Source organism: Parabacteroides sp. ZJ-118 (assembly GCF_011038785.1).
Taxonomy (GTDB): domain Bacteria; phylum Bacteroidota; class Bacteroidia; order Bacteroidales; family Tannerellaceae; genus Parabacteroides.
Genome location: NZ_JAAKDT010000043.1, coordinates 1 through 17,311 on the forward strand (window position 1 = coordinate 1; position 17,311 = coordinate 17,311).

The 17,311-nt window shown below is 52.2% G+C and carries 10 protein-coding genes, 1 tRNA gene and 1 other RNA gene; 4 read left to right on the plus strand and 8 right to left on the minus strand.

All coding sequences use genetic code 11. The annotated features are described in order from the left end of the window. Positions 1-369: 369 nt before the first annotated feature. From G7Y39_RS11015 to G7Y39_RS11030, 4 genes are all read right to left on the minus strand, one after another. Positions 370-1,947: a sulfatase gene (locus tag G7Y39_RS11015; protein ID WP_165157521.1), complete on the minus strand. Its 1,578-nt coding sequence runs from the start codon at positions 1,945-1,947 to the stop codon at positions 370-372. Between the two features lie 63 nt (positions 1,948-2,010). Next, positions 2,011-3,483 (minus strand): glycoside hydrolase family 125 protein, encoded by a 1,473-nt coding sequence (locus G7Y39_RS11020; RefSeq protein WP_165157522.1) that lies wholly within the window; start codon positions 3,481-3,483, stop codon positions 2,011-2,013. A 214-nt stretch (positions 3,484-3,697) separates the two neighbouring features. Further along, positions 3,698-4,558, minus strand: coding sequence for an RNA polymerase sigma factor RpoD/SigA (locus G7Y39_RS11025; protein WP_005641668.1), 861 nt, complete (start codon positions 4,556-4,558; stop codon positions 3,698-3,700). Positions 4,559-4,697: 139 nt separating this feature from the next. Beyond that, positions 4,698-6,218 (minus strand): Do family serine endopeptidase, encoded by a 1,521-nt coding sequence (locus tag G7Y39_RS11030; protein WP_165157523.1) that lies wholly within the window; start codon positions 6,216-6,218, stop codon positions 4,698-4,700. Positions 6,219-6,602: 384 nt separating this feature from the next. On the opposite strand from G7Y39_RS11030, the gene rnpB reads away from it, so the two are divergent. From rnpB to G7Y39_RS11045, 3 genes are all read left to right on the plus strand, one after another. Next, positions 6,603-6,957, plus strand: an RNA gene (gene rnpB, locus G7Y39_RS11035) — RNase P RNA component class A. 30 nt (positions 6,958-6,987) lie between these two features. Next, positions 6,988-8,358 carry a YihY/virulence factor BrkB family protein gene (locus G7Y39_RS11040; protein ID WP_165157524.1) on the plus strand — a complete coding sequence of 457 codons (1,371 nt, stop codon included), beginning with the start codon at positions 6,988-6,990 and terminating at the stop codon, positions 8,356-8,358. Positions 8,359-8,411: 53 nt separating this feature from the next. Then, a complete protein-coding gene (locus G7Y39_RS11045) occupies positions 8,412-9,755 on the plus strand; it encodes an MATE family efflux transporter (protein WP_370520374.1) in 1,344 nt (447 codons plus the stop codon). Positions 9,756-9,793: 38 nt separating this feature from the next. Here G7Y39_RS11045 and G7Y39_RS11050 read toward each other — a convergent pair. After that, a tRNA-Met gene (locus G7Y39_RS11050) sits at positions 9,794-9,865 on the minus strand. 183 nt (positions 9,866-10,048) lie between these two features. Between G7Y39_RS11050 and G7Y39_RS11055 the strand changes: the two genes are divergently transcribed. Beyond that, positions 10,049-11,857 carry a M14 family metallopeptidase gene (locus G7Y39_RS11055; protein WP_165157526.1) on the plus strand — a complete coding sequence of 603 codons (1,809 nt, stop codon included), beginning with the start codon at positions 10,049-10,051 and terminating at the stop codon, positions 11,855-11,857. Here G7Y39_RS11055 and G7Y39_RS11060 read toward each other — a convergent pair. The 3 genes from G7Y39_RS11060 to G7Y39_RS11070 form a co-directional block, all read right to left on the minus strand. Then, entirely contained in the window at positions 11,850-12,452 is a 603-nt protein-coding gene (locus tag G7Y39_RS11060; RefSeq protein ID WP_165157527.1) for a riboflavin synthase, read from the minus strand. The two genes, G7Y39_RS11055 and G7Y39_RS11060, sit on opposite strands and share 8 nt — an antisense overlap. Positions 12,453-12,563: 111 nt before the next feature. Next, a complete protein-coding gene (locus G7Y39_RS11065) occupies positions 12,564-14,891 on the minus strand; it encodes an ABC transporter permease (RefSeq protein WP_165157528.1) in 2,328 nt (775 codons plus the stop codon). 45 nt (positions 14,892-14,936) lie between these two features. Continuing rightward, positions 14,937-17,309 (minus strand): ABC transporter permease, encoded by a 2,373-nt coding sequence (locus G7Y39_RS11070; protein ID WP_165157529.1) that lies wholly within the window; start codon positions 17,307-17,309, stop codon positions 14,937-14,939. Positions 17,310-17,311: the final 2 nt, after the last annotated feature.

A 17,311-nucleotide genomic window follows, 5' to 3' on the forward strand; every position in this document is an offset into this window, starting at 1 on the left:
TGTTTTTGCGCCCTTTGCGCCCTGGCTCCCTTTAGGGAGGCGGCGTTGATCCGGGCTTATCCTTTTGATCCTCAGTGTTCTCGGGTTTCTCAGGGTCGCTGTTCCCCTTCTCCTGCCCAGGGCGCAAAAAATTGGCTTTTCCTGTTCCGACGTGATCTCCGTGATCTCGAAAAGACGTTTTTTCCGGCGATTCCGTGAGCGAAAAACCTGCTTTTCCAGTACCTCGACCGACGTGAGTGTACACGAAGACGCGTCGGCGCGATACGTAAAAACGCTCTTGTTTTCGCCTTAATTCCGGTCTGTGTAAGACGCGATAGATAGCGCTGTTTCCATGTCGCCCGTAGCGACCGAGCTGGAATGTCCCCCCTATCAGTCCGACACGTTGAAGCGTATTCCCGCAGGGTCATCGTATCGTTTTTGCAGCTTATGAAGCTCGTCTCGCATACGACTCGTCACTTCCTCGTAACCCGGCTTGCCATACAGGTTGTTCATCTCACGGGGATCTTCTTGAAGGTCGTAAAGCTCCCATTCGTCGATGTCGTTATAGAAATGTATCAACTTATAACGATTGTCACGTACGCCGTAATGACGCTTCACGGAATGCTCGGCGGGATACTCGTAATAATGATAGTAAAGGGAATTGCGCCAGTTCTCCGGTAGCTCACCTTTCAGCAAGGGAAGCAAGGACTCGCCTTGAATGTCGGAGGGGATGGAAACACCGGCCAGTTCCAAAAAAGTGGGGGCGTAATCGATATTCTGCACGAGCTGCGGGATATCGCCCTTCTTGCCACCCGGCAGACGCATCAACAGCGGGGTGCGGAAGGATTCCTCATACATGAAACGCTTGTCGAACCAGCCATGCTCACCCATGTAGAAGCCTTGATCGGAGGTGTAGACGATCAAGGTATTGTCCATCAAATCGTTCTTCTCCAGATAATCGAGCACGATGCCGATGTTCCGATCCACGGAATGGATCACCCGGAGGTAATCGTGCATATAACGCTGGTATTTCCACTCGGCCAACTCCTTGCCCGTGCGTTTCTTCGCCTTGAAGTCTTGGATGATCGGATCGTAATAAGCGTCCCAAGAGGCTTTCTGGTCCGGGTTCATACGGTTATAAAGCGCACGGCCGTACTTCTCCAGCTCGGCGTTGGAAGAATGGATCTCGTTTTCCTTATCGGCCATTTTCAGGTCGTACACGATATCCATGTCCTTGATGATGCTCATTTTCTGCTCTGAGGCGGCAAGGCGGCCGGCGTAATCATCGTAGAAATTCTCGGGCAGCGGAAAGGTCACATCGTCGTAAAGACGCAGGTCGCAAGTATCGGGCATCCAAGTACGGTGTGGGGCCTTGTGATGCAGCAGGAGGCAGAAAGGCTTGCTCTTGTCTCGTTTATTGTCCAGCCAGTCGAGGGCCAGATCGGTCGTGATGTTCGTGGCGTATCCCTCGATCTGACGCTTCTCGCCGTTTTCGATGAAGATGGGGTTGTAGTAATCGCCCTGGCCTATGAGAATGTTCCAATAATCGAAACCGGTAGGATCAGAGGTGAGGTGCCATTTGCCGATCATAGCGGTTTGGTATCCGGCTTTACGCAGTAGTTTCGGAAAGGTCTGCTGCGAGCCGTCGAAGGTATGGGCGTTATCGATGAAACCGTTCTTGTGGCTGTGCTTACCGGTCAGCATACAGGCACGGCTGGGGCCGCTGATGGAGTTGGCCACAAAGCTATTGGTGAAACGTACGCCCTCGTCCGCGATGCGGTCGATGTTGGGGGTTTGGATGTATCGCTTGTCGTAGGCGCTGATAGTTTGGAAGGAATGATCGTCCGTCATGATATAAAGGATGTTCATGGGCTTGGCGGGCTGCCCGGACGCATTTTCTTTTTGGCTGCAGGAGGTGGAGGCTATCGCCGCCAGACCTGTCAGGATGAATAGTTGATTTGTTTTCATATTCCGTCTAGATTTATGTATGGACGAGAGACGGGACGTGTCCCGTCTCTACAATTGGTGATATTAGCCGAGGAGGTCTTTCAGCTTGCCTTCGGATTGCAGCTTCACGATCAGCTCGCCAAACAGGGTATTCGCCCAAGCGAACCACGAGCGTGTGTAATCGGAAGGGTTGTCCTTATGGAAAGACTCGTGCATGAAGCCCGTACCTCCGTCCGTATCACGAAGCGTCTCGATACAATACCGGATCTCCTTCTCGTCGTTGGAAGTCGTGGCACGCATGATCAAGCTCATCGGCCAGATATAGTTGAAACCGATATGCGGACCGCCGATGCCCTCGCCGGCCTTTCCCTTGAAGAAGTAAGGGTTGGAAGGGCTCAACACCAAGCGGCGGGTATTCTGGTAAATCGGGTCGTTCACGTCCACGCAACCCAAGAACGGCAGGGCTAGCAAGCTCGGGACATTCGCGTCGTCCATGAAGACACGGCCGCCGTAGCCATCCACCTCGAAGGCGTATACCTTACCGAATTCCGGGTGCTCCACGATGGCGTATTTCTTCACGGCCTCCTCTACCTCATTGGCCAATGCCTCGCAACGACCGGCCAAGTCTGTGTTATTTCTTACAGCACGAAGGATCTCGGCTACCTGACGAAGCGAGGTGATAGCGAACAAGTTCGATGGGACCAAGAAGCCGAACAGCGTGGCGTCGTCGGAAGGACGGAAAGAGGAGACGATCAGGCCCACCGGGTTTACCGGACTACCCCAACCATCGTTCAAGAGGGTATCGCCTTGGCGATCCGTCACCCGGGAGAAACGGTACGGCCCGAGGTTGTCCTTGCGCTGTTGCTCGCGGAAGGTACGGTAAACGGACTCCATCGCCCGCTCCCATCCGCTGTCGAATACGGAGGTATCGCCTACTTCCTTCCAGTAATGATACGCCAGGCGGATCGGGTAACAAAGCGAGTCGATCTCCCATTTACGCTCATGAAGCTCTTTCTTCATCTCCGTGCGGTCGCTCTCCCACTCACTCCCGGTAGGGCCTTCATTGAAACCGTTCGCATAGGGATCGATCAAGATGCAGGCCGTCTGGCGATTGATAGCCCCGACCAGCATTTGGCGTAAGTCCTTATCCTTCTTCGCCAAGGTAACGAAAGGGTAAACCTGCGCCGAGGAGTCACGCAACCACATGGCATGGATATCTCCGGTGATCACGAACGTATCCGGCTTGCCGTCTACCATCTTGAACTCGCAAGTCGTGTCCAAGGTGTTCGGGTAACAGTTCTCGAACATCCAAGCTAACTTCGGGTCCTTGATACGGGCCTTGGAAGCCTTTAGCTGCTCCTCTACCGCCTTGGAGGTAAATTTACGGGCCTCGGGAGCCGGGCGCTTGCTGACGTAATCGCCAGTCACCTTAGAGGCGATCGTGCTAAAACTCTTTTTATTGTCGGGCATACTCACGGCGGAGTATACCCTCTCGCCAACCAAGAGGCCGGCCAAGGAAACAGATCCTGTTTTCAGAAAATTACGTCTTGTAGTCATTTATATAGTTTTTATGGCATTATATTCCAATGGCAAATATAGATAAAAATCAAGAATTTCTACACCGGCAGAATAAAAAACAAGGCCGGAGCCTTGTTCCCTGTCCCCTCCCGCGTGCGCTTTGTCACAATTTTAGAGGGAAGTTAAGAAAAAAATAAAGGCTCCCAATCCTTTTCGGACCGGAGAGCCTTCACCAACTCAATAATTCCTTAAATTAGCCCAAATACGATTTGAGAAGCTTGCTACGAGTTCCTTGTCTTAATCTTCTGATTGCTTTTTCCTTGATCTGGCGGACACGCTCTCTAGTGAGGCCGAATTTGTCGCCAATCTCTTCCAATGTCATTTCCTGACAGCCAATACCGAAAAACATCTTGATAATCTCACATTCTCTTTCGGTTAGCGTAGCAAGCGCTCGATCAATTTCCTTAGCCAATGATTCGTTCATTAACGACCGATCCGCGATGGGAGCGTCATCATTCACAAGCACATCCAAAAGGCTGTTGTCTTCGCCTTCCACGAACGGGGCATCCACGGAAATATGACGTCCGGACACCTTCAATGTGTCGGAAATCTTATCCACCGGGATATCCAACTCATCGGCAAGTTCCTCGGGAGACGGTCTGCGCTCGTTTTCCTGCTCGAACTTGGAGAAGGCCTTGCTGATCTTGTTCAGCGAACCTACCTGGTTCAACGGAAGACGCACGATTCTTGACTGCTCTGCCAAAGCTTGCAGAATAGATTGGCGAATCCACCATACAGCGTAGGAAATGAACTTGAAACCTCTCGTCTCATCGAATTTCTCGGCGGCCTTGATCAAGCCTAAGTTACCCTCATTAATAAGGTCGGGCAAACTCAAGCCTTGGTTCTGATATTGCTTAGCCACAGAAACAACGAAACGGAGATTCGCACGGGTCAACTTTTCTAACGCCCTACGGTCTCCTCTTTTGATAGCCTGTGCCAATTCCACTTCCTCTTCCACCGTGATAAGATCTTCTCGACCAATCTCTTGAAGATATTTATCCAGCGAAGCGCTTTCGCGGTTGGTAATGGACTTTGTGATCTTTAATTGTCTCATTCAATTCGTTTAATTGAGAATACGGGGCGCAAAGATAACCATTTTTGTTGAAAGAATTGGCTGGATGCACCCCACATCCAGCCAATTAAAAACCTTTAACAATCTTTTCACACCTATAAGACTGCAATCCCTGTTTATCTTATTCGGCAAGGTCTATCGCATAATACTTCGTGCGTCCGTTCGGATAGAAACCTTTAATGAAGAGGCCTTGATCTTCCGTACGTCCTTGAAGTATGCTTTCCACAATCTTCTCCAAGTCTTCCGGAGCAGAGATCTTCTGGTTGTTCACAATCATGATAATGAAGCCTTTCTTTATACCGGCGTCTTTCAGCTTGCCGCTGGTCAGACCGGTGACCTCGATACCATAACCTACACCTAACTTACGTTTCTGCTCGTCGTTCAAAGCCTTGAACGCCGCACCCATAACCTCCGCGCTGTCGCCACCCTTCACGACCTTAGTGCTACCCTGCGCATTACGGAGTTCCACCGTAAATTTCTTCGTACTGCCATCACGGTTGATCGTCAACTCCACCTTGTCGCCCGGACGGTATTTGCTGATCTGCTCTTGCAAAGCGCTAGACGACTTGATCTTCACACCGTTCACGGCTACGATCACGTCACCCTTCTCGATTCCTGCTTCCTTAGCGGAGCTGCGCTCGGCGAAACCACCTACATAAGCACCCTCGAATACTTTCACATTCTCTTTCTCCGCATCGGGCACATACTGCGGGTCTTGTATCAATACGCCTAATACGGCACGCTGCACGGCCCCGAATTGTTTCAAGTCATTAGCTACCTTACCGGCGATGCTGATCGGCACGGCGAAAGAGTATCCGGCGAAGTTACCGGTCTCGGTGTAGATAGCGGTATTGATACCGACCAACTCCCCTTTCGTATTCACCAGCGCCCCACCACTGTTTCCCGGGTTCACGGCTGCGTCTGTCTGTATAAAGGACTCTATCTTGCTACGATCCTTACCACCGGCGCCGATGTTGCCGCGACTCTTGGCGCTCACGATACCTGCCGTAACGGTAGAGGTCAAGTTAAACGGGTTACCTACCGCCAACACCCACTCACCTACTTTCAACTTCTCAGAATCACCAAAGGGGATCGTAGGTAAGTCGGTTGCCTCGATCTTGATCAAGGCGATATCTGTTGTCGGATCAGTCCCTATAATCTTTGCCGGGAATTTCCGGTTATCGTTCAAGGTAACCTCCAGTTCGTCGGCTCCGTCGATTACGTGGTTGTTCGTGATGATATAACCGTCCGTAGAGATAATGACGCCCGAGCCGGCGCCCACACGAGGCTGCTGCGGACGTTGGAACCCTCCACGGCCACCGAAGCCGAAGAAATACTCGAACGGGTCTATGTATTGCTGACCGCCGTTCCCCGCGGAGGCTTGGGCGTTAGCCGTGGCCTTGATATGGACAACCCCGTGGATGGCGCTCTCGGCAGCCGCGGTGAAATCGACGCTCTCGGCGGCTACGGTTCCATAATTCGTCAATCGATACGGTTGCTTGAAGGTATTCTCAACTCCGGACGCCAACTCCGCCGGACGTTGATTCTTATTCAACAGGTAAGCACTCGTTCCGATCGCGGCTCCAGAACTAATGGCTGCTATCAGAGCAACGCCAAGCACATTCTTCCAGATATTTTTCATACTTTTCTTATTTAATTAAACACTTAAATTTAACAGTTTCCTTACGGCAAAGAAAGCTCAAAAATTGTACGGGTATTCCATTTCCATCGTATTTTTTATCACTTTTAACGAGGCCCTACAGGGGCTTAACCGCGCTTAACTGTACTGTGTATTGCAAAGTACCTTTTTAACAATTAAACAGCGGACGAATTGACAGTTGCCATATGACAACTGACAGTCGGTCGCCGGCAACCCACAATCTCTGTTCGCACAAAAACATCTGGGAGGCAGGATCTATTTACAGCTGAAAAAGAAACTGTTATCCCACCTTCCCTTTACGCCTTCGAAATAATTGTCAACCACCGACCGCCAACTGTCAACTAAAATACCTACCTTTGCCCCATCGCAGTCTGCCGGTCTGTCGCTCACCTTCGGGTGTGAGGAAAGTCCGGGCAACACAGAGCGCCATACTTCTTAACGGGAAGCTGTCCGTGAGGGTAGAGTAACGTAACAGAGAATAACCGCCGGCCTCGTCCGGTAAGGGTGAAAAGGTGAGGTAAGAGCTCACCGGATCCCGTAGTGATACGGGATGCCGTACGTCTTATGGGTTGTAAGGTCATGTATACCGGCGCATGTAGGATGGCTCGTCCGATGCCGGGGGGTAGACCGCTAAAGCTTATCGGTGACGGTAAGACGAGATAAATGGCAGGCGCCTCTTTCCGAAGAGGTACAGGACCCGGCTTATAGGCAGACTGCTTTTTTTATTTGCCAATTAAAATCATGTGCCGATATGCCAAAAAACAAACCACGGGAAGAAAAGAAGCCTATTGGAGAACGGATCAGCGCATTATTAGCACGGACCATCCGTTTCGTCACCTACGACATTTGGCGGATTACCGAAAATGAAGTGAGTGGGCTGAGGAAGATTTATATCCATATCATCAAGACGATCACGCTCGCCGTGCGGGGCTTCAAGAGTGAGAACCTGCAAACCAAGGCGTCAGCACTTACCTACAGCACCTTGTTATCTATCGTACCTTTGCTGGCTGTGTTGTTGGGTATAGCGAAGGGCTTCGGTTTCCAAGGGACCGTACGGCAGGAGCTATTCGATTATTTCCCCGGGCACGAGATAGAGCTGAACAAGGCGTTCGAGTTCGTGGAGAGCTATCTGGCGCAAGCGCAGGGGGGTGTGATCATCGGGGTCGGCTTGATCTTGTTGTTTTATACGGTGATTAACTTGATCTCGTCCGTGGAAGATACGTTCAACGATATCTGGCAGATCCAGAAATCCCGGCCATGGTACCGGAAGATATCCGACTATCTCGCCTTATTCCTCGTGCTGCCGGTCCTGATGACGGCGTCCAGCGGTTTGTCCATCTTCATGTCTACCTTGCAGAACTCGTTCTTGGGGCAGTACTTGTTTTTCACGCCACTCATGGAACTGCTCTTGCATATAGCGCCTTATATTATCACGACATTGGCTTTCACGGGGCTGTACGTCTCCCTGCCGAATACGAAGGTAAGGTTCGTGAACGGGTTGGTGGCGGGCTTTATCGCCGGTTGCGCCTTTCAGTTGTTCCAGTTCATTTATATCAGCGGGCAGATTTGGGTGAGCAAGTACAACGCTATTTACGGTAGTTTTGCCGTATTGCCCTTGTTGATGCTTTGGTTACAGCTTTCTTGGTTGATTTGCTTGTTTGGTGCGGAGCTGTCGTACGCCTCCCAGAACGTGAAGACATTCAGCTTTGATGGGGACAGCAGGAATATCAGCCGCCGTTACAAGGATTTCTTAACCTTGCTGATCGCCTCGCTGGTCATCAAACGGTTCGTGAAAGGCGGGAAGCCCTATACGGCCGACGAGCTGTCCGACGCTTACCGCATCCCTATCCGCATAACGACACAGATCTTATACCTGCTCACGAAGCTAGAGATCCTCATCGAGGTGAATTTCGGGGATGACGACCGCGTGGCATACTACCAACCCGCGATCGATGTCAATAAAATCACGGTCAGCTACCTGCTGACCCGCATGGACGTGTCTGGCTCCGAGGACTTCAAGATCGACACGAGCCAGCTTTTCAGCAAGGAATGGAAAGCCCTGCTGAAGACTCGTGAGGATATGACAAAGGCAAACGACAATATCCTGTTGAAAGACCTATAGGGAATTGAAAAATCGGGCGTTAAGCATTGAAAGTCAACACAGGAAATAGGGATTTGACGAGAGGGGCGGTATGGAGGGTGATCCTGCGTTTCGCTTTCCCTTTGCTGATCGGTAATCTGCTGCAACAACTCTATAACGTGACCGACAGCGTCATTGTCGGGCAGTTCCTGGGGAAAGAGTCGTTGGCGGCGGTATCGGCCTCCTTCTTCATCTATTACTTTATTATCTCGCTGGTGATCGGTATCGGAAGCGGCACGTCGGTGGTGATCTCGCAGTTTTTCGGGGCGAGGGAGTTCGATAAGGTGCAGAAGGCCTTCTCCTCTTTCTTTATCTTCATGTTGGTCGCTGGGGTATTGCTGTCCATAGCGGGAGTTATTTTCGCCGAGCCGATGTTCAGGCTGACGAATACGCCGGAGGAGGTGATCCCGCGGGCGGTCGCTTATTTCAGGATCTACGTGGGGGGTACGTTCCTGTTCGTCACTTTCAACAGCATCGTCTCCATATTGCGGGGTGTCGGGGAGTCCGTGCGTCCCATGCTGTTTATCCTGCTTACCACGATTTTGAATATCGCCTTGGATTTACTCTTCATCGTCGTTTTCAACTGGGGGATCGAGGGGGCGGCACGGGCTACGGTAATCGCCCAAGGGATCGGCATGTGCGTGGCCCTGGGCTACGTGAACAACACCCACCCCCTACTCTCTATCCGGAAACAGGATTTATTGTTCGACATGGGATTGTTCAAGGAGGGACTCCGCATCGGGCTTCCCACCAGCGTACAGCAATGCGCCATATCGCTCGGGTTGATCGCTCTGCTGGGGATCGTGAACAGTTTCGGCACGGACACACTCACCGCTTACGGGGCGGCGGGAAAGATCGACACGATCATCATCCAGGCGGTCTTGACCCTCTCGGGGGCACTGGCCGCTTTCTGCGGGCAAAACATCGGGGCCGGGCACTTGGACCGGGTACGTGATGGGGTACGATTCGCCATGCTTGTCAACCTATTGCTGGGTCTGGCTACCTTCACGGCCATCTATTTCCTCAGGGACAAGATGATGCTGGCTTTCACCAAGGATCCGGAGGTGATCCGGATTGGCGAGGAATACTTATTGATCATGGGAGGGTTCTTTGTCGCGCACGGCGGCTTGAACGTCTTCAACGGAGCGTTACGGGGAGCCGGAGACACTCTGTTCCCCATGGCGGTAAGCATCACTTGCCTCTGGCTGATACGCATTCCCTTCGCCTATTGGTTTAGCGCGACCTGGGGACGGAGCGGCATCTGGTGGGCTATCGGCGCCAGCCTTTGCATCGGGCTTGCGATCACCTATGTCTATTACAAACTGGGATTCTGGAAGGACAAAGGCCCCCTGCGGAAGGGAATAAGACGATCGCGATAAAAAAAGCCCCCAGTCAACGACTTGAGGGCCTTCTTTCGTTGCGGAGGCAAGACTCGAACTTGCGACCTTTGGGTTATGAGCCCAACGAGCTACCACTGCTCCACTCCGCGATACAATCGCGATCACCTCCCTGATCGCGGCTGCGAAGGTACGTATCGCATCCCAGACTTCCAAACATTTTCAAGAAATATTTTCAATTTGTTTGGCGTTTTTCTCATACGGGATGAGCGGCGCGTCGGAATTCCCGCGGTTTTTATCTAAATTCGCGGAAACAGTTACATCACTTCATCCTTATGAAAAAGATATTGATCAGCGGAATGCTTGGATTATCGCTGGCCTTCCCGGTACTCTCGCAGGACAGGCCACTGACCAACAATCGCTTTGTCACGGATTGTGAAAAATCCGACTTCGTGAAAACCCCCCGATACGCCGAGACCCTCGACTTCTGCCGGCGCTTGGCCGAATCCTCCCCCATGGTACACTACACCACGTTCGGCACAAGCCCGGAGGGAAGGGAACTGCCCCTGCTGATCGTGGATAAGGACGGCTTGCGTACCCCCGGGGAGATCCGCCGGAAAGGGCGGGTGATCATCCTCGTGGAATCCTGCATCCACTCCGGCGAGCCGGACGGGAAGGATGCCACCTTGATCCTTCTCCGCGACATGGTGATCCACCGGAAGCAACTGGATTTGCTGGATAACGTCAGCTTCGTATTCATCCCGATCTTCAACGTAGACGGGCACGAGAATTTCAGCGCGCGCAACCGGATCAACCAGAACGGTCCCGAGGAACTGGGGACCCGCGCCACGGCGCAATTGCTGAACCTCAACCGGGATTTCCTGAAGGCGGACGCCCCGGAGATGCGGGCGTGGCTCAAGCTATACAACCAATGGATGCCGGAGTTGTTCATAGACGTGCATGTGACGAACGGGGCCGACTTTCAATATGTCATGACCTACTCCATCGAGACGCGGGGAACCCATCTGGAAGAGGGCCTGCGGCAATGGACGGCCAACGTCTACGAACGCTCCTTGAACGAGCGGATGGCCGCCGCGGGCTATCCCCTCTTCCCCTATTTCTCGTTCCGTACGTACAACGCGCCGGAAAGCGGCATTCTGATCGATATCTTCGATCCTCGCTACTCGCAAGGGTACGCGGCCGCGCGCAACCGGGTAGGGCTATTGATCGAGAACCATATCTACAAGCCCTATAAGCAACGGGTACTGGCCACGATAGAGGCGATAAAAGCGAGCGCGCGCATCCTGTCCGAGCATAAGGAGTCGCTTTTGGGCGCCATCCGGCACGCGGATCAAGTGGTGGGGAGCCCGGCTTTCCGGACCCAGCCGATGAATCTCGCGTTCCAGCCGGTCCATAAAGATAGCGTATGGGTGGACTTCCTCAGTTGGGGACGGGATACGGTGAAGAGCGACCTGTCGGGAGGCCAATGGGTACGCCACGACTACAAGCAGCCGGTCACGGTACATACCCCCTTGATCACCTCCTACGAGCCTACCCTGTCGGTACGCCTGCCCGAGGCATATATCCTGATGCCGCAATGGGGAAAAGTCATCGAATTGCTCGGCCTGCACGGGATCCGTTATACCCGCCTGACGGAACCGCGCGCCATCGAGGTGGAGACTTACCGCTACACGAACGCCACGTTCGCCACCCGCCAAAGCGAGGGACGCATCCCCGTAAAGGCCGAGTACACCACACAGAGGGAGACGCTGACCTATCCCGCCGGAAGCATCTTGATAGACATGAACCAGCCCTCGGCGAGGGTGGCAGCCTGGCTGCTGGAGCCCTCCGCCCCCGGCTCGTTGACCTACTGGGGATTCTTCAATCAGATCGTGCAATCCGCCAACGAGTTTTGGATCAGCGTACCCTACATGGAGGTAAAAGGCCGCGAGCTGCTGGAGAGAGACCCGGCCCTGCGGAAAGAGTTCGAGGATCGGAAACAGGCCGATCCCGCTTTCGCCGCCGATCCCCGGGCGATATTGGAATTCTTCTACGAGAAGGTCCGGAAAACGGCGCATCAGAACAATGAGCTACATCCGGCTTGGCGAATCATGAAACGCGAGCAAGTGCGGGGTCTTATTTAAACCCCGTCATCTTGCTGATATATTTCCCGACGATATCGAACTCCACGTTCACGACCGTACCTTTTTCGATCTGGCAGAAGTTCGTGTTATCGTGCGTATAAGGGATGATCGCGACTTGGAAACTGTCCTGCCGGGAGTCGCACACCGTCAGGCTGACTCCGTTCACGCAAACGGAGCCCTTCTCCACGGTCATGTACCCCTGTCGGGCCATCTCCTTGTCGAACATGTACTCGAACGTATAGTACCAGCTGCCGTCCGCCTCCCTCACCTCCGCGCAAACGGCGGTCTGGTCCACGTGCCCCTGTACGATGTGCCCGTCCAGACGGCCGTTCATCAACATGCTGCGCTCCAAGTTCACCTTATCGCCCACTTTCAGGCGCCCGAGGTTCGAGCGCTCCAGAGTTTCCTTGATCGCGGTAACCGTATACGTATCTTCCGTCAGGCTCACCACCGTAAGGCAAACGCCATTGTGAGCCACGCTCTGATCTATTTTCAGTTCATTCACGAACGAGCACTTCATCGTCAGATGAAGGTTTCCTTGATCGGATTGGAGGGCTACTACCTCAGCCGCTTCTTCTACAATACCTGAGAACATAATCAAATTTTTTAGTTTGTACTCGCAAAACTGTTATTCACTCATGGGCAAAGATAACGCCTTTGAGGTAATAAGCCCAATAAAAAGAGAGTTATTCTCGCAAAAAAGTCGCTAAAGCCTCTGCCTGAAGCTATCCACCGGATTCGCCGAGGCAGCCCGGTAGCTCTGGAAAAAGACAGAGACAAACGAGACCACGAGGCAGAATAGGCCGGCGGCGATAACTATCAGCGGACTTAAGCTGATGCGATACGAATAATCGGACAGCCAATCTCTCATGAAATACACGATAACGGGTACGGCGATCACGAAAGCGATCAGCACATAGTTCAAGAAGGTGACCACGAGCTTGACCAATACCCCCCGGTTGCTGGAACCGAACACCTTTCGTATGGATACCTCCCGCGAACGCTGTTGGATAAAATAGGTGGACATGGCCAATAAGCCTAGCAAAGAGATAAGGATGGCGATTACCGAGAATACGACCACGATCTTTGCCAGACGGATTTGCGAGTCGAACGATTCTCGCAAACGCTCATCCATGAAGTAGGCCTCGAACTCGAGTCCGGTCACTTTCTCATACACCTTGCCGATGGCCTCCCTCGCGGCGAAAGGATCGCCTTGTGTCTCGATCAAGATCATCCAGGGATCTTCATTATCTTTCAAGAAACGGAACATGACGGGACTCATCCCTGTCGTCACATTTCCAAAGCAATAGAAATCCCGGACGATGCCTGCTATCGCGATCGACCCCTCGCGCCTATCCAACGTAAAAGAGGCCGCGTCCTCCGATAAGTTCATCTCGCGCATCGCTTGCTCGTTCAGGAACCAGCCCTCCGTCGTTAAATGGTTATCGCGCAAGATCTCCAACCCCAGCATATCGTAACACGCCTTGTCCATAACGAATTGCTGGAAAGATATATGTTGTCCTTGATAGGTAGTAGTCCAGTTATTACTACCGAAGAAGGGCAATCCTTGCGTCTTCCCGACCCTGCCTACGCATGACAAACCTTTCAACTCACCGACAAAAGCGGATAGCTGCCTTCCGTCCAACGAGGTCATAGCCAACAAATTCTTCGTATTATATCCCACAGGGGCGTTGATCATGTGAACGATCTGGCAAACCATCGTGATAGAGGCGGCGATCATCGTGATCGTGATCACATTCTGGAATACGATAAAGAACTTGCTGAATACCATTTTCGTCTTGGCCCGGAACGTGCCCCTTACCACCTCGATCGGTTTGGAAGAAGAGATAATGACAGCGGGCAGCAAGCCGGATAAAACGCCCACGACAACCGTCAATGAAGCCAGCGCGAACAGCCAGGCAGGACTGCCCAGTACACTCATATCGACACGTGTCTGCAATAGATCATTGACAAACGGCACGACCGCCAACGCAAGGAGAACCCCGATAGCCAAAGAGATAAACGTGAGCGACGTGGACTCCAGTATCAAACGCATGAATAACTCACCCCGCGAAGATCCCAAGAGGCGCCGGGTAGCCATCTCCTTCGCCCTGAAACCCGCCTGGGCGACCGTCAGGTTAATATAATTGATGACCGCGAAAATCAAGATCAGAAAACCTACGGACATCAGCACGATCACGAAACGCCAATCTCCATTTCGCAAAGAGGAGTGAGAAGCGGCTTTCGCGAAATACTGCTCACTGAGCGGCAATATGCGTACCTCTTTTGCCGACCCGTATTGATACGGCCAATAAAACTCCTTGAACCAACGGGCCATATCCTCCGCGCGAGAGGGGAAATCACTACCCTCACGCGCCAAGACAAAAGCCAACGTACTTCCGGCATTCCCCAGCTGATCCGGGGCCAACGACCAGTTCAAGTACTTGATCTGCTCCCAACGCACGATCACATCGGATTCGGGAATGGAGGAATGAAGCAGATCCTCCACCACCCCGTTGATCGTGGCCGATAGGGTATCGCCCACCACCAGCTGCCGTCCCATCGGATCCTCCGCCCCGAACATCTTGCGGGCGAACGAGGAGGAGACCACCGCATAGTTGCCGGCGGCCAACGCTTGCTCGCGAGAGCCTTGTAACAACCGGAAATCAAAGAAATCGAAGAACGAGGAGTCCGCGAACATCACATTCGCCTTCAGTTTCCGATCACCGGAGACCACAACGATATCATTCGAGTTATCTACCACTACCGGACAAACCTTCTCTACCTCCGGATAGCGTTCCTTTATCTTATACGGGATGGCGGCTCCGGTGGCCATCCAATTCTCGTTCCCGACCAGATAAATACGATCCGCCTTGGTATGGAATGTATCCGTCGACATCTCCTGCACCGTATAGACCGCTATCAATAACACAAACATCAATGATACAGACAGACCAAACACGTCTATCAGCGTATACGCCTTATTCCTTTCGAGGAACTTAAAAAAGGACTTAAAGTTCAACAAATTATTCATGAATTATAACTATTAGATGATCAATTTTCCATTATCTGTTTCCAATCACTCCGATTTCAAGCAGCTCACCGGATTATCATTAGCCGTCTTGCGGGCATTCAGGCAAACCACGGCATATATAATCGATAAGACACATACGCCGCAGCCCAGGAATATGTACCCCGACAAAGGGACTTTCTCCGAGAATTGCTCCTGCCACTTTTGCAAGACAAAATAGGCTATACCACCGCCTAGTATGACCGCGTAGATACAGGTATATCCGATATCCTTTATGAACGACCTCAATATATCCCACAAGGCAGCCCCATTCACCCGGCGGACCGCGATCTCCTTACGACGACGGCTCACCTCGTCATTCGTATAGCCTATCAGCCCGATCAACGTAATAAGCAGCGTCACCAGGCCTCCGATCATCACGGAATCCCGGAATCGGCGGGAGTCCGTGTATAGATCCATGATCTCGGAACGGAAAGAGACAGCGTTCAAGTCACGATCCGGGAATGTCTCGGATATCTTCCGCTGCAGACGGGCCATGTTGTCGTTGGTCAGCTCATGGAACTTCACCTGCAGGGTGCGCGTGGGCTTATGCGTGTAGAATAATACGGAAGGCCGCATATCCTGGTTCGAGATTCCTCCCAGACGGATATTCTCATACACGCCGCGAATCGTGAATGGCTCTCCGTTCTGGCTATGCTCGGTAATACAGATAGACCTCCCGATCACGTCATCCGTCCAACCGGCCACCAACTTCATCTTCTCCACGAAACGACGGTCTACCATGATCTCGCGCGAATCGGCTATATGCTCCGTGAACGAGCGGCCTTGGATCACGGGAATCTCCATCATGTCCAAATATCCGTTACCGACCTCATACAGATCGGCGATATTAAAAAGCTCCTGAGTCTCACCCGGCAAAAACACGTTATTGCCGGAAGCAGGCTCGAAAGGCAATTGAAAAACGGTGGTCGCCGAGGCTACTCCCGGAAGCCGTGTCACCTCGTCCAGGATCTTGGCCCGGGAGGTAGAGTCCACGCCGGCCAACCCACAGTAGGCAAGGTTCTCATAGGCATATCCCGGGCGATCGTTCACCATAAACGTATATTGACGGGCGACAAAAACAAGCATCGTCACCAAAAAGCCCGTGGCTACAAACTGGACAAGCAACAAGGCCTTCTTCCAGATACGCTTATTCTCCCGGTAATTACGGAAAGCGGAGGCCACCGGAATCCGGGCGTATAATGATCCCGGCATAAAACCGGACACGAAAAACACCAAGACACATATCCCTAGCAAGGCCAAGCCGCCACCCGACAAGAACAAGGAATCTAACGAGGTCGCCAACAACTCCTCTACCGTACCTCTGAACGCAAGGATCAATAACAAGGCCAAGATCAGCGAGAGCACTATATGTACCAACGCCTCGCCAAACATCATGCCATGAATGTTATTCTCGCTTGCCCCATAGCATTTATGGACAGCCACCTCCTTCGAGCGATTTACGATCGAGGATATCACGATCAAGACATAGTTCATCACCGCCGTAAAGATCAAAGCGAAGGCCAGTAAGGAAAGTATCCGCGTCATTCGCTTGACTTGCGGCGACGCCTTGTGTAAGCCATCCAGCTCATGAAACGAGAAATCAATGTTAAGCCCGGACTTTTGCTGATCCTCCGGGGGGAAATAGGAATTCACGAACGTATGCACCTGCTCCTCCAAATCCGGAGGATTCACCCCTTTATGCAATTTTACGTAGCTTTTGTAACGATCGTTTCCCAGCATATTGACAGGCGACCCCTCCCACATGAACCGCCCCGCCGAGGCCATAGAGACGATCACGTCATAACGGGCATGAGAGTTTTCCGGTATTTCCTCAAAAACGCCACCGATAGTCATCGTTCGTCCCGGCGAACTGTCTACCGTGAAGGTCTTCCCAATCACATCGCCTCCGATATTTTTCGCTATACGATCTGATACCAACACGTACATCGGGGTGGAAAGAACCTCTTTCGCGTTTCCGATCAACATGGGACGGGGAAGAATATCAAAGAAACAACTATCCGCTATGATGCAACGACCGGAGTATTTCATCTTAGTGTCGGTCATCGTGAAGGTCCAGTCACCCAAGCCCGTATATCGAGTAACCGTCTCGATCCCGGGTATTTGTCGCTGCATAGCCGGAACGATGCCACCGCTTGTTTGCGGATAATCCTTCAACTCTCCTCCATTTTGCTGGTATTTCGCCCATACTTGATAGACCCGGTCTCTATCCGGATAAAAATCATCATACGATTGCTCGAAACAGACTTTAGCGATCAATACCAAACCTGCCGCCAAGCCGACTCCCAACGATACGATTTTCATCACGTTATGCCGTCCTTTCTTAAAAATGGAACGAATGGCGATTTGTATGTTTTTCATAA

Excerpts from the sequence above, each read along its gene's own strand:
- G7Y39_RS11015 (WP_165157521.1), bottom strand. The coding sequence starts at position 1,947 with ATGAAAACAAATCAACTATTCATCCTGACAGGTCTGGCGGCGATAGCC.
- G7Y39_RS11020 (WP_165157522.1), bottom strand. The coding sequence starts at position 3,483 with ATGACTACAAGACGTAATTTTCTGAAAACAGGATCTGTTTCCTTGGCC.
- G7Y39_RS11025 (WP_005641668.1), bottom strand. The coding sequence starts at position 4,558 with ATGAGACAATTAAAGATCACAAAGTCCATTACCAACCGCGAAAGCGCT.
- G7Y39_RS11030 (WP_165157523.1), bottom strand. The coding sequence starts at position 6,218 with ATGAAAAATATCTGGAAGAATGTGCTTGGCGTTGCTCTGATAGCAGCC.
- G7Y39_RS11040 (WP_165157524.1), top strand. The coding sequence starts at position 6,988 with ATGCCAAAAAACAAACCACGGGAAGAAAAGAAGCCTATTGGAGAACGG.
- G7Y39_RS11055 (WP_165157526.1), top strand. The coding sequence starts at position 10,049 with ATGAAAAAGATATTGATCAGCGGAATGCTTGGATTATCGCTGGCCTTC.
- G7Y39_RS11060 (WP_165157527.1), bottom strand. The coding sequence starts at position 12,452 with ATGTTCTCAGGTATTGTAGAAGAAGCGGCTGAGGTAGTAGCCCTCCAA.
- G7Y39_RS11065 (WP_165157528.1), bottom strand. The coding sequence starts at position 14,891 with ATGAATAATTTGTTGAACTTTAAGTCCTTTTTTAAGTTCCTCGAAAGG.
- G7Y39_RS11070 (WP_165157529.1), bottom strand. The coding sequence starts at position 17,309 with ATGAAAAACATACAAATCGCCATTCGTTCCATTTTTAAGAAAGGACGG.